16 protein-coding genes and 1 riboswitch are annotated in these 20,250 nt (G+C 69.2%); of the genes, 4 read left to right on the top strand and 12 right to left on the bottom strand.

Features of this window, described 5'->3' with window-relative positions:
* Positions 1-123: 123 nt before the first annotated feature.
* Positions 124-1,569, top strand: a complete 1,446-nt coding sequence (locus OG782_RS28560) for a protein kinase domain-containing protein (RefSeq protein ID WP_406455724.1) — start codon at positions 124-126, stop codon at positions 1,567-1,569.
* Positions 1,570-1,628: 59 nt separating this feature from the next.
* Here OG782_RS28560 and OG782_RS28555 read toward each other — a convergent pair whose 3' ends face one another.
* Positions 1,629-3,713 carry an N-6 DNA methylase gene (locus tag OG782_RS28555; protein ID WP_406455722.1) on the bottom strand — a complete coding sequence of 695 codons (2,085 nt, stop codon included), beginning with the start codon at positions 3,711-3,713 and terminating at the stop codon, positions 1,629-1,631.
* Positions 3,714-4,101: 388 nt separating this feature from the next.
* Here OG782_RS28555 and OG782_RS28550 point away from each other — a divergent pair, with 388 nt between their 5' ends.
* Positions 4,102-5,490 carry a hypothetical protein gene (locus OG782_RS28550; RefSeq protein ID WP_406455720.1) on the top strand — a complete coding sequence of 463 codons (1,389 nt, stop codon included), beginning with the start codon at positions 4,102-4,104 and terminating at the stop codon, positions 5,488-5,490.
* 226 nt (positions 5,491-5,716) lie between these two features.
* Here the strand turns inward: OG782_RS28550 and OG782_RS28545 are convergent, their stop codons facing one another.
* Together OG782_RS28545 and OG782_RS28540 are read right to left on the bottom strand one after the other, a co-directional pair.
* Complete coding sequence (locus OG782_RS28545) at positions 5,717-7,120, bottom strand: class I SAM-dependent RNA methyltransferase (RefSeq protein WP_406455718.1); 1,404 nt, start codon at positions 7,118-7,120, stop codon at positions 5,717-5,719.
* 137 nt (positions 7,121-7,257) lie between these two features.
* Positions 7,258-9,306 carry an APC family permease gene (locus tag OG782_RS28540; RefSeq protein WP_406455716.1) on the bottom strand — a complete coding sequence of 683 codons (2,049 nt, stop codon included), beginning with the start codon at positions 9,304-9,306 and terminating at the stop codon, positions 7,258-7,260.
* A gap of 341 nt (positions 9,307-9,647) precedes the next feature.
* Between OG782_RS28540 and OG782_RS28535 the strand changes: the two genes are divergently transcribed.
* Together OG782_RS28535 and OG782_RS28530 are read left to right on the top strand one after the other, a co-directional pair.
* Positions 9,648-10,316 carry a TrkA family potassium uptake protein gene (locus OG782_RS28535; protein WP_026242838.1) on the top strand — a complete coding sequence of 223 codons (669 nt, stop codon included), beginning with the start codon at positions 9,648-9,650 and terminating at the stop codon, positions 10,314-10,316.
* Positions 10,316-10,993 carry a potassium channel family protein gene (locus OG782_RS28530; RefSeq protein ID WP_406455714.1) on the top strand — a complete coding sequence of 226 codons (678 nt, stop codon included), beginning with the start codon at positions 10,316-10,318 and terminating at the stop codon, positions 10,991-10,993. The genes OG782_RS28535 and OG782_RS28530 overlap by 1 nt, the downstream gene beginning before the upstream one ends.
* A 75-nt stretch (positions 10,994-11,068) precedes the next feature.
* On the opposite strand, the gene OG782_RS28525 is transcribed toward OG782_RS28530, so the two are convergent.
* From OG782_RS28525 to OG782_RS28485, 9 genes are all read right to left on the bottom strand, one after another.
* A complete protein-coding gene (locus OG782_RS28525; protein WP_406455712.1) occupies positions 11,069-11,824 on the bottom strand; it encodes a DUF3159 domain-containing protein in 756 nt (251 codons plus the stop codon).
* A gap of 3 nt (positions 11,825-11,827) precedes the next feature.
* Positions 11,828-12,244, bottom strand: coding sequence for an OB-fold nucleic acid binding domain-containing protein (locus OG782_RS28520; RefSeq protein WP_406455710.1), 417 nt, complete (start codon positions 12,242-12,244; stop codon positions 11,828-11,830).
* A 97-nt stretch (positions 12,245-12,341) separates the two neighbouring features.
* Entirely contained in the window at positions 12,342-13,034 is a 693-nt protein-coding gene (locus OG782_RS28515; RefSeq protein ID WP_266783821.1) for a response regulator, read from the bottom strand.
* A gap of 217 nt (positions 13,035-13,251) precedes the next feature.
* On the bottom strand, positions 13,252-15,795 hold the full coding sequence (locus OG782_RS28510) for an ATP-binding protein (RefSeq protein ID WP_406455708.1): 2,544 nt from the start codon (positions 15,793-15,795) through the stop codon (positions 13,252-13,254).
* Positions 15,796-16,006: 211 nt separating this feature from the next.
* Positions 16,007-17,158 carry a phosphoribosylaminoimidazolecarboxamide formyltransferase gene (locus OG782_RS28505; RefSeq protein ID WP_406455706.1) on the bottom strand — a complete coding sequence of 384 codons (1,152 nt, stop codon included), beginning with the start codon at positions 17,156-17,158 and terminating at the stop codon, positions 16,007-16,009.
* A 33-nt stretch (positions 17,159-17,191) separates the two neighbouring features.
* Positions 17,192-17,275: riboswitch (ZMP/ZTP riboswitch) on the bottom strand.
* 82 nt (positions 17,276-17,357) lie between these two features.
* Positions 17,358-18,092 (bottom strand): ABC transporter ATP-binding protein, encoded by a 735-nt coding sequence (locus OG782_RS28500; RefSeq protein WP_406455704.1) that lies wholly within the window; start codon positions 18,090-18,092, stop codon positions 17,358-17,360.
* A 226-nt stretch (positions 18,093-18,318) separates the two neighbouring features.
* The gene (locus OG782_RS28495; RefSeq protein ID WP_406455702.1) at positions 18,319-19,083 is read right to left on the bottom strand and encodes a DUF3710 domain-containing protein; all 765 of its coding nucleotides are present in this window, start codon (positions 19,081-19,083) and stop codon (positions 18,319-18,321) included.
* Between the two features lies 1 nt (position 19,084).
* Positions 19,085-19,618 (bottom strand): dUTP diphosphatase, encoded by a 534-nt coding sequence (dut, locus tag OG782_RS28490; RefSeq protein WP_018520583.1) that lies wholly within the window; start codon positions 19,616-19,618, stop codon positions 19,085-19,087.
* Positions 19,618-20,202, bottom strand: coding sequence for a PaaI family thioesterase (locus tag OG782_RS28485; protein ID WP_406455700.1), 585 nt, complete (start codon positions 20,200-20,202; stop codon positions 19,618-19,620). Before OG782_RS28485 ends, dut begins: the two co-directional genes overlap by 1 nt.
* Between the last annotated feature and the right edge of the window lie 48 nt (positions 20,203-20,250).

Raw genomic sequence — 20,250 nt, 5'->3', positions numbered from 1 at the left:
ACTCCGTCCGTTTTACACTTACAACATCCGTCGATCAACGACCTGGCGGAAACCGGAACCCTGCCACCGGCGCGGACCTCTCTGCGTGTCGGATGCGGGACGCTTCAAAGGCAAGGGGCGGGCATGAAAAAGGACGAGGTGCTGGGCGGTCGATACAAACTGCTCAGGCACCTGGGCAGCGGCGGCATGGCCGTCGTCTGGCAGGCGGAGGACCTGCAGAACGGGGGCCTGGTAGCCGTCAAGTGCCTGCGCACGAGAAGCGAGCTCCTGGACTCACTCGACGAGGACGAGGCGCACAGCGAGCTGCGGCGCATGCGAGGCCGTTTCCGGCGTGAGGGCTCCCTCCTCGGACGGCTGCGCAACAGAAGCATTCCTGAGCTGTACGACCAAGGCGCCCACGCCTCCGAGCCCTACCTCGTGATGCGCTACGTCGCTGGCAAGCCCCTACACCTCTTCCTCGACCAATACACCCCCACGAACGAGGTCAGCGCGGCCATCGGGGTTCAGATCGCCGAGGCTCTGGCCTGCGCGCACGACCTGCCGGTAGTGCACCGCGACCTCAAGCCGTACAACTTGATCATCGACGAGAACGGCGTGGTCGTCCTTATCGACTTCGGCATCGCCAAGCCGCTCTGGCCTGGCGTCACGGACTACACCCAGCATGGTTCCACTGTAGGAAGCAGGGGGTATGAGGCACCAGAGCAGATCCTGGAGCGCCAGATCACGCCGAAGACCGACTTGTACGCGCTCGGCTGCGTCCTCTATCACTTGCTGACCGGTCATCCGCCCTTCTCCGGGGACGGTCTGAAGCACCAGCACGTGCACGCCGAGCCGATCTCGCCGACCTGCCATGTCGGGCACATCCCAGCGGAGCTAGACGAGCTAGTCCTGAAGTTGCTGGCGAAGGAGCCGGAGGACCGGCCGGAGTGCGCTCGCACGGTCGCGGAGGTCCTGCGGAGGCACGCTCCTCGCCCCGGTGACGCTGCCCCTTCCCCTCGGCTGGAACCGGACCCCACGCGCCCATTGCGACTGCCGGACGAATACGATCTGCCCGCCGAGCCGGTGACAACAGCACCCGTAATCAAGCCGAGCGGCAGGCGCCGCGGTTCTGTGTTCCTCAGTCGCCGAATGTTTCAGGAGGTAGTTGCCGAAGCCGAGGCCGAGATCGAATCCGGTGATCCCGCTAGCGCGGTGGACAAGCTAGTAGAGCTGCTGCCCGCCGCACGGCGGGACTGGGGCATCTTCGATCCGCGGGTCCGGGCGGCCTTGCGCGTAGCCGCGAACGGTATGCGTATCGCGGGGCGCTGCAAGGAAGCGATCGCACTCTACGAGGCACTGGCCGTGCGAGCTGAGGGCAGCGGGAGTCCGGACGATCTGGCCGACCACCTGGAAGGGACTCTAGGCGCGGCGGAGTGCCGCATCCCTTTCGGTGACCTGCTCCCCGCCGCGGCGGCGCGGGCCGTGGTACTCGGAGAGTTGGCCCGCGTCACAGGCCCTCGTGCCCGAGTGCTGGAAGAGCGGTGCCGCGAGGTTGGCATCGAGCTTGAGGAGTTGGGCTTTGAGGCGTAGGAAGGGTGGTGTTGTGCCAGTGCCCTCCACACCCCCCTCTGCGACACGGGGTGGCCGCCTCATCGGCGCAGCTTTCCGCCCGCGAGCCCGTCCCCGAGACCCCGAATAAGGCCCTCGCCCACCGCTGCCAGGGAGCGGAATGCTTCCTCAAGTGCCAGCAGTTCCTTGAAGGCTGCCCCGTACTCCCGCTGCTCGGCGAGAGAAAGCTGCAGCACCTGCAGTTTGCGTACGTCGATACGGGCCGAGCTGGAAGTGTGGGAGCCGGCCTGTCGCGCGTTTGCCGGAGCACGCAGGCAACCTGCGAGGAACCAGGGATCGAGGATCTCAGGATCCGGTCGCAACGCGTAGAGCTGGGGTCCCAGCACCATGGGCGTGTCTTCTTGGACCCAGACGCGATATGCCCGCTCGACACCCGCCACGATGACATCCCCGGGCTCGGCCACAGTGAGCGATCCAGCGCTGAGGCCCTCCTCCACCTCGGCTGCTGCCAGCCAGCTCCCCGGCCAGACTCCCAGGATGAGGTCGGGAACGCTAACGACCGGCACCGCACCGTCCGGTAGTGCGTCGCGGTGTAGGAGCTCGCTGGGAAGCGTCTGCCCTTGCCATAGCTTGAGCGCGCGAGCGCGGTCCAGGTCCGAGACCGTGACAGTGGACGCAACGTCGTCGTCCGCCGACAGGGCGATCGCCGCAAGGGACCGGGAATAGCTGCGCACCTCGTCGAGCAGGCCGTCCAGGCGGTCCCAGGATTCATGGAGCTTGGCCTGGGCCTCCATCGCCGTCTCTGGTACATGGCGGGCGGGCGTGAGATCTGTCTGCTCGTCGAGTAGGTCCATCACGGGGATGATGACGCACCCCTCCGGCAGGTGCTCCTTCGCTCCCCTCCTATGTTCCCCAGACCAAGAATGAGCGTGCACCGCATCGAGTACGCGTCCGCTCAACTTCGGCCAGTCGATGCTCTGAGCTCTCCGGGACGCCCCCCGCGAAGTGGCCGCGTCAAGCAAGAACAGACCGTCGCCGGAAACCGGCCCGCCGGCGGTTGATGGTGCCTGGAGAATCCACAACTGTAGTGAGACGCTGTGTGGTTGCGCGGCCCCGGCCGGAAGCGCAACCACTCCCCGCAAGACGCCCGTGCGCAGCAGCGCACTGCGAATACGCCTGCCCGCACGCCGGGAGGCTACCGCCGGCGGCAGGAGAAGGACGGCCACACCGCCGGATGCAAGTCTCGCCAGTGCGTGCTCGATCCAGGCAAGTTCGGGCTCGGTCCTCGGCGGCAGTCCGTAGACCCAACGGGGATCAGTGGCCAGTTCCTCGTGACCCCAGTCGCGCGCGTTGAACGGAGGGTTACACACAACGATGTCGGCCTGTTCGGCATCCTGTGGGTCTGCGCGAAGCGAGTCGCCTGCCCTGATCTCGGCGACTGCACCGCCCCTGCATGCCCGGGCGAAACCCAGGCGGGCCGCCGCTAGCGCGGCAAGCACAGGATCGACGTCGGTCCCGAGAAGGACCAAAGCCGCGGAGTCAGCCTCCGCCCCGTGCTCTCTCATACCCTCGTCAGCAGCCAGGAGCAGCCCACCGACGCCACATGCGGGGTCGAGTACGACCGTTCGCATACTCCTGCCCCCGGCCCCGTCGGCCCTGACGGCCAGAGCGATGTCCACCATTAGCTGACCAAGTTGATTTGGAGTCGTGCTGACCTGCCGCACATGAACATCGAGCCAGCGCGACAGCAGGAAGTCGAAGGTCTCGCGGCCTCCCTCGTAGCGTGCGGCGTCGACCGTTTCATCCGCTACCTGGGCGGCCTCTTGTGGAAGGGAGGACTGCACAGGAACCGCCTGGTCCACGCCATCCGCGGCGAGGAGGCGCCGACCGGCTTCCGCAAGCGCCGCGCCCATCACCGCACGGTCTCCCAGAACCTCGTAGAGCGGCCACAAACGCTCCCGCAGCCGGATCCGCTCGATCTTCCCGTTCGCGTGGAGCCATTGTTCGACGTCGGCTAGGGAGAACTGCGGGCTGGCATCCGTCCCACCGACAGGAGTCGGGAACGAATCGTGCCGGCGCCGCCAGTTGCTTACTGCTGCTCGACCAACACCCGCGATCCGTGCGATTCCAGCCAGTGTGACGGGCGCATCGATGGCGTTGGGCATGCGATTCTCCGAGCTCGGGGCGATTTTCGGACGGGTTTGGCGTGCGTACCATCACCGTAGTCCAGCCAACCAGGCAGGGCAATCATTGACTGAGTTCACAACACCTCACCCCTGCAAAGCCCCTCCCGCATGGCCATCATCACGCGGCGAACGACTCACAGATGGAGTCGACTATTGATCTTTAACCTGTGCGGCGCGGACGTGGGTCCGTTGACTTCTTCGTTCGTCGTCTCGCGGAGCCTGATTTCTGACCGTGTGCACGTCGCTGTAAACAGCCGTGCGGCACGTCTCATTCGAACGAAGATCCTCTCATGATCCCCGGAATTTCTGCGGAAGCGACGGGCATTGCCTCTCAGGCAGCATGCCCGGGGAACCGCAGGAGGACGACATGCACGGGGACCTCAACGAGCGACAGCAGACCGTGCTCGACTGGGTGGGCCAGGGGTGTCCCGACGGAGTCTGGCCGGACAGCACTTTCAAGGTCAGCGCTCAGGCACTGCAGAGTCGCGGACTCATCAGAATCACCAAACGCCGAGGGCATTGGAGTGCCAACCTGACTGACAAAGGGCGGCAGCATCTCACCGACCGCGGCATCTGCCCCGTCGAGCAGAACGCTGCACCACCCGCGCAGCCCAGCCGCAAGCCGGCACCGCCACGCCCCAAGCCCGCACCCAGGGCCCGTACGAATTACACAGACCAACTCCTCGAAGACCTGGCCGCGAACGACGGCTGCCTCATCAAGCCCATCGAACCCGGCCCACACGCAGTGAATTGGACATCACGGGTGAACACCGCCCGCAAGTCCGGCAAGATCCCGCGCACACAAGAGCTCTACGCATACCGCACCCATCGCGGCTACGAAATCAAACTCGCCGACATCCCCGCCTGGCGGCTCGCCGAACTCACCCCGCTCCCCGTTCCGGCCAGACTCACCAAACCCCACTCCCTCGTGGCCGCCCTCCAGCAACGGCCACAGCCCATGGGGCTCACCAAATCCATCCAAGGCCGAGCCCTGCGCATCATTCAGGCCCTCATCATTGCCACCGAATCACAAGGCCATAAGGCAGCACTCGGGACCACGCAAGGCGCTCCCCCACCCCACCGTCGCCGCAGCGCACCACCGCACTTCACCATCACCGCCCAAGGCGAAAGCGTCGGATTCCTCGTCCTTCAAGAACAGGACCGCAGCGAACACATCCCCACCGACAAGGAACTCGCCGACGCCAAGAAGCACTCATGGATGCGCATCGCCCGCTTCGACTACACCCCCTCAAACCGCCTGCGCTTCATCCTCCGCGGCGGCAGCGCGCACCGTGCGAGCGAATGGGCCGATGTCCCCGACAGGCCACTGGAAGACCAACTCGCCGAAATCGCACAAGAAGTCGACCTCCGCGGCAAAGCCGCAGAACACAAACGCCTTGCAGACCAGCAAGCCAGGGAAGCCCAGCAGAGGCGCTGGGAAACCGCCATGGAGGAAGCGCGCACCGCATACGCCTACGCCTATCGCGTCAAGCACCTCGAAGAACAAGCAGACGCCTGGCACCAGACCAAGCGCCTGACCGAATACGTCACAGCAGTACGCGACCACGCCACATCGCTGCCACCCGGACAGGAAAGAACAGAGATCGAGGCGTGGCTCGCCTTCACGGACGCCCGGCTCCAGCACCTCACCGAGTCCGCCGCAGCGCCGAAGCTGCCCACCCCACCCAAGCCCAGCGCCGACGACCTCAAGCCATTCCTCGGCCACTGGAGCCCTTACGGACCCCGTGCCTACTGAGCCTTAAATCAGGCCATATCGAGCACCGGTTCACCAAGAGGCGGTAAAGAGGGAGCCCCCTCAAGCCGCACTCGACACACCGCCACCTGCAGGTATGACCACCTGACGCCTCATCAGGACGTGCGTCAAACGTGCGTCAGACGTGCGTCACGTGCGTCGAATATGCGTCAAGATATCGCCCGTAACGCACACAACGCACATAACGCCCACTCGGCGAAACCGCAGGTCAGACACCCTTCGCGGCCGGTTCAAGGATCGCGACGCACTCCACGTGATGCGTCATCGGGAACAGGTCGAACGCCCGCAGCGTCCGCACCTTGTAGCCGCCCTCCGCGAAGTACGCCAGGTCCCGCGCCAGCGCCGCCGGGTCGCATGCCACGTACGCGATCTTGCGGGCCCCGAGCCCCGAGAGGCGCTTGACGACCTGCTTGCCCGCTCCCGCGCGCGGCGGGTCCAGGACGATCAGGTCGCACTCGGTGATGCCCGTGCGGGGCAGGATCTGGTCGACCTTGCCGTGCTCGATGCGGACCCGCTCCAGGTCCTTGAGGTTGTGGCGGGCGTCCTCGACCGCGCGCTTGCCGGACTCGATGCCGAGCACCGCGCCCTTCTCGCCGATGCGCTGGCCGATGGCGCCGGCGAAGAGGCCGACACCGCAGTAGAGGTCGAGCGCCGTGTCGTTCTTGCGGGGCAGCAGGCCCTGCATGACCGCGCGGACCAGGGTGTCCGCGGCCTGCGGGTGGACCTGCCAGAAGCCGCCGGAACCGACGCGGTAGGTGCGGTCGTCGGCGCGCTCGCGGACGAAGCCGCGGCCGTGGACGCGGTGCACTCCGCCGTCGCGCTCGTCGACGCGCAGCACCGAGACGGGCTTGTCGAGCTCGACCAGCGGAAGACGGCCGCCCTCGCGCGGGGTCAGGATGACCTGGCGGTCGTTGGAGCCGGTGGCGGCGATGGCCTCCACCGTGGCCATCTGGGGCCAGTCCTGCTTCTCGATGCCGAGCTCGGTGACGCCCGGTGCGGCGATCATGCACTGGTCAATGATCTCGATGTCGTGCGAACGGTGCTTGCGCAGGCCGACGCGGCCGTCCTCGTCGATGGCGTACTGGACGCGGGTGCGCCAGGCGGGCACCTCGCCCGGCGGGAGCTTGTCGCCGTCGGCCGGCATGACGGTGCCGTCCCAGCCCGCCTCTTCCGGGGTGAGGCCCGCGAGGCGCTGGAGCTGCTCGGCGATCACTTCGCCCTTGAGCCGGCGCTGGGCGCCCGGCTTGGCGTGCTGCCAGTCGCAGCCGCCGCACTTGCCGGGGCCCGCGAACGGGCACGGGGCCTTCACGCGGTCCTTGGACGCCTCGATGATCCGTACCGCGTCGGCGCGCAGGAAGCGGGAGTCGGTGGCGCCGTCGGTGACCTTGGCGACGACCGTCTCGCCGGGCAGCGTGTGGCGTACGAACAGGACCTGGCCCTCGGAGGTGCGGGCGATGCAGTGACCGCCGTGGGCGACCGGGCCGACCTCGACCTCGTACTCACGTCCTACGAGCGACTCCCCGGCCTGCGCTGCCTCGGACTGCGTTCCCTCGGCCGGCGTCTCTGCGGCCTGCGATTCCCCGGTCTGCGGCGAAGTGGATTCGTTCTGCATGAGGGGATGGCTCCAGAGATCAAGGGGAAGAGGGGGACGGGCGCGAAGGAAAGCGGCCGGACAACAACCTACGAGTCTACGTGGGTGTCGTCCGGCCGCTTACCAGGAACGGATATCGCAGGAACAGCTACGGGGTGTCAGCCCTTGTTCGTCGGTTCCTTGGGCTTGCGCTCCACGGGGCCCCGCCGCACCGAGCCCGGGGCGTTCCAGTCCGCGCGCTTGCGGGCGCGCTTCTTGGCCGCTTCGGAGGACTCCAGCTGGTACGGGACCGAGGTGACCATCACCCCCGGGGTGAAGAGCAGCCGGCCCTTGAGCCGCAGGGCGCTCTGGTTGTGCAGCAGGTGCTCGTACCAGTGGCCGACGACGTACTCCGGGATGTAGACGCTCACGACGTCGCGCGGGCTCTCCCGGCGCAGGCCCTTGACGTACTCGATGACCGGGCGGGTCACCTCGCGGTACGGCGAGTCGAGGATCTTGAGGGGGACGTTGATGCCGCGCCGCTCCCAGTCCTCCTTCAGCGCCTTCGTCTCGGCCGGGTCGACGCTGATGGAGAGCGCCTCCAGATGGTCCGAACGGATCAGCTTCGCGTAGGCGAGCGCGCGCAGGGTGGGGCGGTGGAGCTTGGAGACCAGGACGATCGAGTGGACCCGGGAGGGCCGGACGGTCTCGTCGGACGGGGTCTCGTCGGCGGCGATCTCCGCGGCCACCCGGTCGTAGTGCTTACGGATCGCGGTCATCGTGCCGTAGAAGATCACCATGCCGAGCAGCGCGACCCAGGCGCCGTGCGTGAACTTCGTGGCGAGGACGACGACGAGCACCAGGCCGGTGAAGAAGGCGCCGAAGGTGTTGATCGCGCGGGAGCGGATCATGTGGCGGCGCTTGGCCGGGTCCTTCTCCGCCCGCAGGTGGCGGTTCCAGTGCCGCACCATGCCGGTCTGGCTGAGCGTGAAGGAGACGAAGACGCCGACGATGTAGAGCTGGATCAGCCGGGTCGAGTCGGCTCCGTAGATGACGACCAGCAGGATCGCGGCGCCGGCCAGCAGCACGATGCCGTTGGAGAAGGCGAGCCGGTCACCGCGGGTGTGCAGCTGGCGGGGCAGGTAGCGGTCCTGGGCCAGGATCGAGCCGAGGAGCGGGAAGCCGTTGTACGCGGTGTTGGCGGCCAGGAAGAGGACGAGGGCGGTGGCCGCGGCGAGGATCACGAAGAAGAACGTTCCGTCGCCGAAGACCGCTGCCGCGACCTGGGAGATCACCGGGTCCTGGACGAAGCTCGAACCGACCGGGGTCCCGTTGTTGATCAGGTCCTCCGCCGGGTTCTCGGCCATCTTCACATCGGTGGCCATGGCCAGCCCGATGATGCCGCAGAACATGGTGACGGCCAGCAGGCCCATCGCCGCGAGGGTGGTGGCGGCGTTCTTGCTCTTGGGCTTACGGAAGGCCGGGACGCCGTTGCTGATCGCCTCGACGCCGGTGAGGGCCGCACAGCCGGACGAGAACGCGCGCAGCAGCAGGAAGACCAGGGCGAAGCCCGCCAGGCCCTCGTGCTCGGGCTTGATCGTGTAGTCGGCGGTCGGGGCGTGCATGGTCTCGCCGAGGACCAGTCCGCGGAAGGCGCCCCAGCCGATCATGATGAAGACGCCGGCCACGAAGAGGTACGTGGGGATGGCGAAGAGCTTGCCGGACTCCTTGACGCCGCGCAGGTTCATCAGGGTCAGCAGCACGATGGCGGCGACGGCGCAGGCCGTCTTGTGCTCGACGACGAAGGGGATCGCGGAGCCGAGGTTCTCCACCCCGGAGGCGATCGACACGGCGACGGTCAGGACGTAGTCGACCAGCAGCGCGCTGGCCACGGTCAGGCCGGCCTTCGGGCCGAGGTTGGTGGTCGCGACCTCGTAGTCGCCGCCGCCGCTCGGGTACGCGTGCACGTTCTGCCGGTACGAGGCGACGACGGTGAACATCAGGACCACGACGGCGACCGCGATCCACGGGCTGAAGTGGTAGGCCGACACGCCCGCGATGGACAGCACGAGGAGGACTTCTCCGGGTGCGTACGCCACCGAGGACAGCGGGTCGGATGCGAAGACGGGGAGGGCGATGCGCTTGGGGAGGAGTGTCTCCCCCAGCTTGTCGCTGCGCAGGGCCCGTCCGATCAGGATCCGTTTGGGCACGTCGGTCAGTTTGGACACGCTGAGGATCGTAAGGGTTCCGTATGGGAGCCGCCCACGCACCACCCCCATGGCCCCGCAATCTCCTGCACTCGCACGGGAAAGCCACGAAATCCTTAACGGAATCCTTGCACCGCGACCCCCGAATGGGCGTCCGAACGGGCTGCGGGGTCTTCGCTTTGCTTTGGCGGCCCGTGGATAAGCACACTCGAATGAGGCAACGCACCCGGCGCCGCTTAAGCTCATCCTGGGCAACGGGACGAACCGTTGCCCCATTGTTTGCCCGGCCAGCCGAGGAAAGAGTGTGAGCAGGGTGTTTTCGCAGGTCAGCCGGACGATCAGGACTGCGAGGTAGGCGCAAGGTGCACATCGTCATCATGGGCTGCGGGCGAGTGGGGGCCGCTCTCGCGCAGACCCTGGAGCAGCAGGGGCACACGGTCGCCGTGATCGACCAGGACCCCACCGCGTTCCGGCGCCTCGGCTCCGGCTTCGGCGGACGTCGCGTCACCGGAGTCGGTTTCGACCAGGACACCCTCCGTGAGGCGGGGATCGAAGAGGCCGGTGCGTTCGCCGCGGTGAGCAGCGGCGACAACTCGAACATCATCGCCGCCCGGGTGGCGCGCGAGATGTTCGGCATCGAGAACGTCGCGGCCAGGATCTACGACCCCCGGCGTGCCGAGGTCTACCAGCGTCTCGGCATCCCCACCGTCGCCACCGTGCGCTGGACCGCGGACCAGATGCTGCGCCGGCTGCTGCCGTCGGGCGCGGAGCCGCTGTGGCGGGATCCGAGCGGGGGTGTGCAGCTCGCCGAGGTGCACACCACACCGTCCTGGATCGGCCACAAGATCAGCACCCTCCAGGAGGAGACGGGCGTCCGCGTGGCCTTTCTCACCCGGCTGGGCGAAGCGATTCTGCCGTCGTCGCAGACGGTGCTGCAGGAGGGCGACCTCGTCCACGTGATGATGCGTACGGACGAGATCGCGAAGGTCGAGGCGGCCTTCGCCGAGGGCCCCGAGGAGGGCGGTCACTGATGCGTGTCGCGATTGCCGGGGCCGGTGCGGTGGGCCGTTCCATCGCGGCCGAGCTGCTGGAGAACGGTCACGAGGTGCTGCTCGTCGACAAGGCGCCGACGGCCATCTCGGTGGAGCGGGTGCCGATGGCCGAGTGGCTGCTGGCGGACGCCTGCGAGATCACTTCGCTGGACGAGGCGGCGCTGCAGCGCTGCAATGTCGTGATCGCGGCGACCGGCGACGACAAGGTGAACCTGGTCGTCTCGCTGCTCGCCAAGACGGAGTACGGCGTGCCGCGGGTCGTCGCCCGGGTGAACAACCCGAAGAACGAGTGGCTGTTCAACGAGTCGTGGGGCGTCGATGTGGCGGTCTCCACGCCGCGCCTGATGTCGGCCCTGGTCGAGGAGGCGGTGAGTGTCGGCGATCTGGTCCGGCTGCTGCGCTTCAGCCATGGTGACGCCAACCTGGTCGAGCTGACCCTGCCCCCGGAGTCGGCGCTGGCCGGCACCCGGGTCGGGGAGGTGGCCTGGCCGGAGGACACCTCGCTGGTCACGATCATCCGCGGTCAGCGCGTGCTGACGCCGAACGTGGAGGAGAGCCTGGAGGCCGGTGACGAGCTGCTGTTCGTGGCTGCTCAGGCGCGCGAGGAGCAGCTGGAGGATCTGCTGTCGGTGCGCCGGGGCGACCCGGAGAGCTGAGCGGGACTTCGTGTGAGCGTGAGAGGGGCCTGTTACCGCCATCGGCGGTAACAGGCCCCTCTCACGTGAAGTGGCTCAGAACTGCTGGCCGCGGGCCGCTTCGGCGGCGGCCGCCTTGCGGGCCTTCTCGGCCTGCTCCTCGGCCTCCATCTCGGCGAAGACGTCGATGGGCGGCGGCGCCTTGGCGAGGAAGACCCAGGTGAGGTAGACCGCCAGCAGGAACGGCGGGATCTTCAGGGCGACCAGCACCCAGCCGAACTGGGTGGTGTCGGCCCACCAGTACAGCGGGAAGAGGATCGCGCACTTGGCGAGCAGGATCAGCCCCCAGGCGTAGCTGGCCTTGGCGTACGCCTTCTTGCGGCCGGGGTTCCTGGTGCGCCAGGAGAGGTTCTCCTTGAACACCGGGCCCAGGATCAGACCGATCAGCGGCAGCCCGGCCAGGGTGGTGACCAGGTAGGCGAGGGCCAGTCCGAGCGTGTAGATCATGCCCGGGAGGTAGAAGTCCTTGGCGTTGCCGGTCATCTTCGCGAAGACCACGCCGAAGGCCACACCGAAGACACCGCTGAAGGCGTGCTTGACGGTGTCCCTGCGGATCAGCCGGACGGCCACGAGCACCAGCGAAACCGCAACGGCCGCGATGGCCGAGTTCGTCAGGTTCTTGTCGATGGTGAAGATCGTGACGAAGAGCAGTCCGGGCAGGACTGTCTCCACCATGCCCCGGATGCCGCCGAAGGCCTCGAAGAGCGCGGCCTCGGTGACTGCTCTGGCGTCGGCGTCCTGCTGGTCGGTGGTGCGGTCCGTATCGGACGTCGGCTTGTCGAGAGACGTCACCGGCTACTCCTTGCCGAGCGGTCGGAGTTCGTATTTGGGGTTGAACAGCACCCGGCGCCCGTGGCTCATGGCGATGCGGCCGGAGGCGATGAGCTTGCGGCCCGGCTCTATGCCCACGATGGAGCGGCGGCCGAGCCAGACCACGTCGAGCGGCGCGGTGCCGTCGAAGAGCTCCGCCTCCAGGGCGGGCACTCCGGCGCGCGGTCGCAGGGTGACCGTCCGCAAGGTACCAGTGACCTTCACGATCTGGCGGTCGCTGCACTCGGAGATCCGGGTGCAGCCCGATGCCTGCGAGTCCTCCTCCAGCTCCTCGCACTCCAGGTCCTCCTGGGAGCTGGAAAGCCGGTCGAGCATCCGCCGGAAGCGCCCGGACGGCCGCTCGGCCCTCTGGGGCTTCTCGAAACGAGGAACAGCACTCATACCCGAAGGGTACCGGTCTCCGGGGCCACTGGCGGGTGGCCGCCGTCTCACTCGAACGGGTTACGCGGGTACACCGGTGCGGCACCCGCGGAGGGGCTCAGGCGCGCTCGAAGCGGTATCCCATGCCCGGTTCGGTGACGAAGTGCCGAGGATGCGAGGGGTCGGCCTCCAGCTTGCGCCGCAGCTGGGCCATGTAGACCCGCAGATAGTTGGTCTCGGTGCCGTACGAGGGTCCCCAGACCTCCTGGAGCAGCTGCTTCTGGCTGACGAGGCGGCCGCTGTTGCGGACCAGGACCTCCAGCAGGTGCCATTCGGTCGGGGTGAGCCGTACGTCGCGTCCCTCGCGGTGGACCTTCTTGGCCGCGAGGTCGACGGTGAAGCCCTCGGTCTCCACGATCACGACCTCGTCGCCGCCGTCCTGGCCGACGGGCTCGGCGCGGCGCACCGAGGCGCGCAGCCGGGCCAGCAGTTCGTCCATCCCGAACGGCTTGGTGACATAGTCGTCGGCCCCGGCGTCCAGGGCCTCGACCTTCTCGTCGGAGGTGTGGCGGGCCGAGAGCACCAGGATCGGCACCCGGGTCCAGCCGCGCAGCCCCCTGATCACCTCGACGCCGTCCATGTCGGGCAGCCCCAGGTCCAGGACCACGACGTCGGGGTGGCGGGTGGCGGCGAGCTGCAGGGCGGTCGCCCCGTCGGGCGCCGCGTCCACCTCGTACTTGCGCGCCTTCAGGTTGATCACGAGGGCGCGTACGATCTGCGGCTCGTCGTCGACCACAAGCACCCGGGTCATCGCGGTCCTGCCTTTCTGCTGTACGTCTGGTCTGTGCGTGGGTCCGCTGTATGTCCCGCGTACGTCGCTGCCGTGCGCGGGTCCGCGGTATGTCTCGCGTACGACTCTGCCGTGCGCGGGTCCGCGGTATGTCTCTTGAGCGACTCTGCTGTACGTGCGTCCGTTGTATGTCTCTCGTACGTCTCTGCCGTACGTGCGTCCGCGGGGCTCTCCGCGATCACGAGGTGACCCGCGCGGGCAGGTCGGAGTCGACCGGAACATATCCCGAGGCCGCCTTGAGCGTCAGGACCATGGTGAGACCGCCGCCCGGGGTGTCCTCGGCGTCCAGCGTGCCGCCCATCGACTCGACGAAGCCTCGGGCCACGGCGAGCCCCAGGCCCACTCCGGCCCCGCGCGGGGCGTCACCGTAGCGCTGGAAGGGCTCGAAGATGCGTTCCTTGCCCTCGTCGGGGACGCCCCGGCCGCGGTCGGCCACCCGTAGCTCGACCCGGGTTCCGAGTGCGCTGGCGGCGACGGTGACGCGGTCGCCGTAGGGGCTGTACTTGACGGCGTTCTCGACGATGTTGGCGACGGCCCGCTCCAGCAGTCCGGGGTCGACGGCGACCATCGGCAGTGTCTCGGGGATGTCCAGCTCGACGCTGTCCTCGGGGACGCCGCCCAGGGCCATGGGCACGACCTCGTCGAGATCGATCTCGCGGATCAGCGGGGTGACGGTGCCGGTCTGCAGGCGGGACATGTCGAGGAGGTTGCCGACGAGGTGGTCGAGGCGGTCGGCGCCGTTCTCGATGCCTTCGAGGAGCTCCGCCTCGTCGTCGTCGGACCAGGCCACGTCGTCGGAGCGCAGGGAGCTGACTGCGGCCTTGATGGCGGCCAGGGGCGTCCGCAGGTCGTGGCTGACGGCTGCCAGCAGCGCGGTCCTGATCCGGTTGCCCTCGGCGAGCCGGCGGGCTTCCTCGGCCTCACCGACCAGCCGCTGGCGGTCCAGGACGACGGCGGCCTGGGCGGCGAAGGCGCCCAGCACGCGGCGGTCCTCGGCGGGCAGGACCCGGCCGGAGAGGGCTAGGGCCATGTGGTCGCCGACGGGCATGTCCACATCCGCGTCCTCGGGCCGGGCGACCGGCGCCGGTCCGACGCTGCCGGCGCAGGTCCACGGCTCGACGTCGCTCTTGCGCTCCAGCAGGGCGACGGACTCCATGGCGAAGGTCTCGCGGACCCGGTCCAGGAGCGCGTCCAGGGTGGTCTCGCCGCGCAGCACGCTGCCGGCGAGGAAGGACAGGATCTCGGACTCCGCGCGCAGCCTGGCGGCCTGGTGGGTGCGGCGGGCCGCGAGGTCGACGACGGAGGCCACCGCGACCGCCACCGCGAAGAAGATCACGATGGCGACGAAGTTCTCGGGGTCCTGCACGGTCAGGGTGTGGGTGGGCGGGGTGAACCAGTAGTTCAGGAGCAGCGAGCCCACGGCGGCCGACGCGAGGGCGGGGCGCAGCCCGCCGAGCAGGGCTGCGGCGACGGTCATGAAGAGGAAGAGCAGGACGTCGTTGGCGAGCCCCGGACCGTTCTCCAGGCCCTTGAGGAGCAGGGAGAGGAGCGCCGGTCCGCCCACGCCGACGACCCAGCCCCAGATGATGCGGGCCCGGCCCAGCCGGACGCCGCGGGCGATGGGCAGGCCGCGGCCCTTGGCGACCTCGTCGTGGGTGACGATGTGGACGTCGAGGTCGGTGCCGGACTCGCGGGCGACGGTGGCGCCGACGCCGGGTCCGTAGATGTACTGCCAGGCCTTGCGACGGCTGGAGCCGAGGACGATCTGGGTGGCGTTGACGCCCCGGGCGAATTCGAGGAGGGCCGAGGGTATGTCGTCGCCGATGACGTGGTGGAAGCTGCCGCCGAGGTCCTCGACGAGGGTGCGCTGGACGGTCAGTTCCTTGGGCGAGGCCGAGGTCAGTCCGTCGCTGCGGGCGATGTAGACGGCGAGGATCTCGCTGCCGGAGCCCTTGGCCGCCATCCGGGCGGCGCGGCGGATGAGGGTTCGGCCCTCGGGGCCGCCGGTGAGTCCGACGACGATGCGTTCGCGGGCCTGCCAGGTGGTGCGGATGTTGTGCTCGCCGCGGTACTGCTGGAGGTATTCGTCGACCCGGTCGGCGACCCACAGGAGGGCCAGCTCGCGCAGGGCGGTGAGGTTGCCGGGGCGGAAGTAGTTGGAGAGGGAGGCGTCGATCCGGTCCGGCTTGTAGATGTTGCCGTGGGCCATGCGGCGGCGCAGGGCCTGGGGCGACATGTCGACGAGCTCGAGCTGGTCCGCGCGGCGGACCACTTCGTCGGGCACGGTCTCGCGCTGGCGTACGCCGGTTATGGACTCGACGACGTCGCCGAGGGATTCCAGGTGCTGGATGTTGACGGTGGAGACCACGTCGATGCCGGCCTGGAGGAGTTCTTCGACGTCCTGCCACCGCTTGGCGTTGCGGGAGCCCGGCACATTGGTGTGCGCGAGTTCGTCCACCAGGGCTACCGCCGGAGCGCGCTCCAGGATCGCGTCGACGTCCATCTCGGTGAAGACGGCGGAGCGGTACTCGATCTCGCGGCGCCGGATCTGTTCGAGGCCGTGGAGCATGACCTCGGTGCGCGGGCGGTCGTGGTGCTCGACGAAGCCGACGACGCAGTCGGTGCCCCGCTCCACACGGCGGTGTGCCTCGGAAAGCATCGAGTACGTCTTGCCGACGCCGGGTGCCGCACCGAGGTAGATCCGAAGTTTGCCGCGCGCCATGGCCCCATTGTCTTCCCGAAGCCGGCTGTCTTCACTTCACTGGAACCGGCGGCGGCCGATGCGGCTGCCACTGTCGAAACTACCCCGCGAATTTCCGGCATATCGGGCGGGGGGTGAAGGTGCGGTCCGTATTGACGTAATTCTGATGCCCCCGCCGGTGGATTCCGCCCGCCCCGGCCGAGGACGCTCCGGACGGGGCGGGCGGGGTCCGTCAGTGGTGGAAGAGCCGCAGGCCGGTGCGTACGAGCGCGATCCCGTGGGCGCGGCAGGCCTCGGCCACCTCGTCGGAACGGATCGAGCCGCCGGGCTCCGCGATGCAGGTCACCCCGTGGCGCTGTGCGTGGTCGACGTTGTCCCGGAAGGGCAGCGAGCCGTCCGACACGAAGGCGACCCCGGTCAGCCGGCCCAGCCACTCGGCGCGCAGCGCCGCGTCCAGCTCCGGCGGCTCGCTGCCGAGGGCCTCCTGGCAGCGGTCCCGCTCGTCGGCGGTCAGGTCCCCCTCGACGAGCCGGATCTGCCAGTTGATCCTCTCCTGGCGGCGGACGCCGGTGCGGAAGGCGAGGTCGCGCACGAGCGGATGCCTGCGGAGCCACCAGGTGTCCGTCCTGGCGCCGGCCAGCCGGGTGCAGTCCACCCGGGACTGCTGGCCCGCGCCGATGCCGAGGGCCATTCCGTCCTTGAGGTAGCAGACGGCGTTGGACTGGGTACGGCGCAGCACGACGAGCCCGAGCAGCAGGTCCCTGCGCGAAGCGGCCGGTACGTCACCGGTCACGGTGTCCGCGATCAGCGTCTCGGACACGGGCACGGGGTCCCGCTCCTGGGAAAGCCGCAGGCCGAAGACCTCGCGGGACTCGGCGGCGGGGGCGGTGAATCCCGGGTCGGCCTCCATGACCAGGAAGGCGCCGTTCTTCTTCCGGCTCAGCGCGTCGGCCACGCCCGGCGCGTACCCGGGGGCGACGATCCCGTCGCAGACCACCCGGGTCAGCAGCTCGGCCAGCTCGGCGTCGACCTCGTGGGAGACGGCGGCGAAGTCCCCGTACGACGACTTGGGGTCGCCGTCCCGGGCCCGCAGATACGCGCTGGTGAGCGGTCCGACGGTGGCGGGATCGACGCCGTGGAGGCGGGCGACGGCCTCGTCCACCGGACCGGCCAGCGCCGCCCCGGCGGGCGAGACGTGCTTGAACGAGGCCGCGGCCGGCACGCCGAGCACGGCGGCGGCCTCATGGACGAGCTGCCAGGCGTTCAGCGCGTCCAGCCAGTTGATGTACGAGGGGACGCCGTTGATCACCCGGAGCGGCGAGCGCCCAGGATGCAGGGGAGCGGCTTCGGCCGCGGTCTGCTGGGGGTTCATTCCGTAACGCATGCGCACAGGTGGCACTCCTGGTCGGACGGGCCGACGGAGCGCCCAGGCGGTCGGCGGCTCCTCCGTGGAGGGTCGCTCCCCGGTGGTGATCCACCCTCGCCAGTCGCGACAGGAGCGATCCTACGGGCTTGCGGAGAAGCAGGGTGCCGCTTCCCCGCAAGCCCGCGGGCCGCCCGGCGCACCGGCCGCGACTCCCCTGTCAGTGCTCGATGATGTGCCCGTCGCTGAGCTCCAGCACCCGGTCCGCGAGGCCGAGCAGCTGGGCGTCGTGGGTGGCGACGAGTGCGGTGACGCCCTCGCTGTGCACGACGGCGCGCAGCAGCTCCATCACCGCCAGGCCGGTCTCCGCGTCGAGCTGCCCGGTGGGTTCGTCGGCGATCAGCAGGGCGGGCCGGTTGGCGAGTGCGCGGGCGATCGCCACGCGCTGCTGCTGGCCGCCGGAGAGCTCCCCGGGTCGCTGGGCGGCGTGGTCGGCCAGACCCACCAGGGAAAGGAGCAGCGACACCCGCTCCTCCCGTTCGCGCGGATCGGCCTTGCGCAGCCGCATGGGTACGCCGACGTTCTCCGCCGCGGTCAGGATCGGGATCAGGCCGAACGACTGGAAGATGAAGCCGAGCCGGTCGCGGCGCAGCTCCAGCAGCCCGTTCTCGCCGAGCGTGGAGAGCTCGGTGCCGTCCACGGTGATCCGGCCGCTGTCGGGGCTGTCGAGCCCGCCGACGAGGTTGAGCAGGGTCGTCTTGCCGGAGCCGGAACGTCCCTTGAGCGCGACCAGCTCACCGCGCGGCACCTCGAAGGACACGCCGCGCAGCGCGTGCACGGCGCCGGCGCCCGTGCCGTAGGAGCGGCGCAGGTCCTCGATCCGGACCATGGGGCTCTCGGCGACGGCCGTGCCGCTCTCCCCGCCGGTGCTCGTGGCGGCGGCTGTCTCGGTCATGTCGCTCCCCGTGGGTCCTCGGTCCTGTCGGCCGCCAGTATGTGCATGCGGCACGGGGCCGGGCAATGCCCGGGTCCGAACCCGGGCAGCGTCCCCGTCCGGCCGGCACCGCTGTGACCTGCGCACTCCGCCGGCCGGGCGCCCCGCCCCAGAGACGCGTACAGGCCGGTGGGCCGTACCCCGCGAAAGGGGATACGGCCCACCGGCCTGTACGTGCGGGTGCGGGTCAGCGCACCTCGGTGATCTCGGGGCCGCGCTGGAGGCCCGCCATGCCGCCGGAGAACTTCGAGCCCTCCTGCTCCTCCTGCTGGACACCCTCGGGCACCATCTGGGCGTCGTTGGGGAGCTTGAGGACGATCGGGTCGCGCGGGGCCATCGGGCCCTCGCCACGGACGACCACGGTGTCCCGGAAGACCGTCTCCAGGAGTCCGGCGGCCTCCGGCTGCACGGCGCCCTGACCGGAGATCACTCCGCGCAGGAACCACCGCGGGCCGTCGACGCCGACGAAGCGCACCAGCTGCACGCCGTTCGTCCCGTCGGGAAGCTGTACGGGGACCTGCGCACGCAGCTCCCAGCCCAGCGGGCCCTCGACCTCGTCGATGATGCCGCCCTGCTGGGTGATACCGGAGGCGATCTCCTCGCGGACCTCGCCCCAGATGCCCTCCTTCTTGGGGGCCGCGAAGGCCTGCAGCTGGATCGCGCTGTCGCGCAGCACGACCGTGGCCGCGACGATCGCGTCACCGGCGACCTCTACGCGCAGCTCCATGCCTTCGACGCCGGGCACGAAGACGCCGCCCAGGTCGACCCGGCCCTCGCCGGGCTGGGAGACCTCGTCGATGTCCCACGGCCCGTCCGGGCGTGGAGCCGGCGGAAGGTTCGTCCGGCGCGACCCGCTCCCGGCGCCGTCGAGCCCGTCGACGACCTGCTCGGCCTCGCGCGCTTCGTCCGCCGTGTCCTCGGCGGAACCACTGTTCTTGCGACGTCCGAACACGTCACTGTCCTTCCCGGTCGGATTCGACCGAAGCGTAGCTGTTCCCGCCCTGGGGAACCCCGCCCCGGACGCCATCAACATCAACGGCGGCATGACCGCCGGTGGACCCGAAGCCCCCTTCGGCCCGCGCCGAACCGGGAAGCTCCGACACTTCGTGGAAGCGCACCTTCTCGACCTGCTGCACGACCAGTTGGGCAATCCGGTCGAACCGCTCGAACCGCACGGACTCGCGCGGGTCGAGATTGATGACGATCACCTTGATCTCTCCACGGTACCCGGCATCAACCGTCCCCGGGGCATTCACCAGGGCTACTCCGCAGCGTGCGGCGAGACCGGACCGGGGGTGCACGAACGCGGCGTACCCGTCCGGCAGGGCGATCGAAACTCCGGTGGGCAGCACGGCCCGCTCTCCCGGTGCGAGCTCGGCGGCCTCGGTCGTCACGAGATCGGCTCCGGCGTCGCCGGGATGCCCGTACGCCGGAATCGGCACGTCCGGGTCGACCCGGCGGATCAGGACGTCCACAGGGTGGCGCATCAGGGATTCACCTCGAAGGCGCGGGCGCGCTTGACCTGATCGGGGTCGGCCATCGCCGCCTGGATCTCGGCCGGGCGGCCGTTGTCGATGAAGTGGTCGACCTTGACCTCGATGAACAGGGCCTCGGCCCGCACCGCCACCGGCCCGTCCGGGCCGCCGATCCGGCCGGTCGCCCTGGAGTAGATCTTCCGGCCGTGCACGGCGGTGATCTCTGCGTCGAGGAACAGCACGGTGTCGACCGGCACGGGGCGGACGAAGTCGGTCTCCAGCCGTCCGGTCACCGCGATCACCCGCAGCAGCCAGTTCAGCGAGCCGAGCGTCTCGTCCAGCGCGGTGGCGAGCACCCCTCCGTGTGCGAGGCCCGGGGCACCCTGGTGGGCGGGCTGGACGGTGAACTCGGCGGTGACGCCGACACCCTCGCCGGCCCGCGCCTGGAGGTGCAGCCCGTGCGGCTGTCCCCCGCCGCAGCCGAAGCAGTGTTCGTAGTGCGCGCCGAGGAGCTCACCGGGGGCCGGGGCGTCGGGATGCCGGACCGGTTTCACCGCGTCGGCCGGGGGCTTCAGAGCCGCAGATGTTCCACTCACAGCCGCAGACCTTACCCGCGCGGGTAGCCGCAGGTCGCGCCGTGCCAA

The organism is Streptomyces sp. NBC_00876, from assembly GCF_045207435.1.
GTDB lineage: Bacteria > Actinomycetota > Actinomycetes > Streptomycetales > Streptomycetaceae > Streptomyces.
This window is presented reverse-complemented; position numbering and strand designations above follow the sequence as displayed.

What these genes read in the sequence shown, in the direction of transcription:
- OG782_RS28500 (WP_406455704.1), bottom strand. Translation starts at nt 18,092, where the DNA reads ATGACCGAGACAGCCGCCGCCACGAGCACCGGCGGGGAGAGCGGCACG.
- OG782_RS28510 (WP_406455708.1), bottom strand. Translation starts at nt 15,795, where the DNA reads ATGGCGCGCGGCAAACTTCGGATCTACCTCGGTGCGGCACCCGGCGTC.
- OG782_RS28560 (WP_406455724.1), top strand. Translation starts at nt 124, where the DNA reads ATGAAAAAGGACGAGGTGCTGGGCGGTCGATACAAACTGCTCAGGCAC.
- OG782_RS28530 (WP_406455714.1), top strand. Translation starts at nt 10,316, where the DNA reads ATGCGTGTCGCGATTGCCGGGGCCGGTGCGGTGGGCCGTTCCATCGCG.
- OG782_RS28545 (WP_406455718.1), bottom strand. Translation starts at nt 7,120, where the DNA reads ATGCAGAACGAATCCACTTCGCCGCAGACCGGGGAATCGCAGGCCGCA.
- OG782_RS28515 (WP_266783821.1), bottom strand. Translation starts at nt 13,034, where the DNA reads ATGACCCGGGTGCTTGTGGTCGACGACGAGCCGCAGATCGTACGCGCC.
- dut (WP_018520583.1), bottom strand. Translation starts at nt 19,618, where the DNA reads ATGCGCCACCCTGTGGACGTCCTGATCCGCCGGGTCGACCCGGACGTG.
- OG782_RS28550 (WP_406455720.1), top strand. Translation starts at nt 4,102, where the DNA reads ATGCACGGGGACCTCAACGAGCGACAGCAGACCGTGCTCGACTGGGTG.
- OG782_RS28520 (WP_406455710.1), bottom strand. Translation starts at nt 12,244, where the DNA reads ATGAGTGCTGTTCCTCGTTTCGAGAAGCCCCAGAGGGCCGAGCGGCCG.
- OG782_RS28505 (WP_406455706.1), bottom strand. Translation starts at nt 17,158, where the DNA reads ATGCGTTACGGAATGAACCCCCAGCAGACCGCGGCCGAAGCCGCTCCC.
- OG782_RS28555 (WP_406455722.1), bottom strand. Translation starts at nt 3,713, where the DNA reads ATGCCCAACGCCATCGATGCGCCCGTCACACTGGCTGGAATCGCACGG.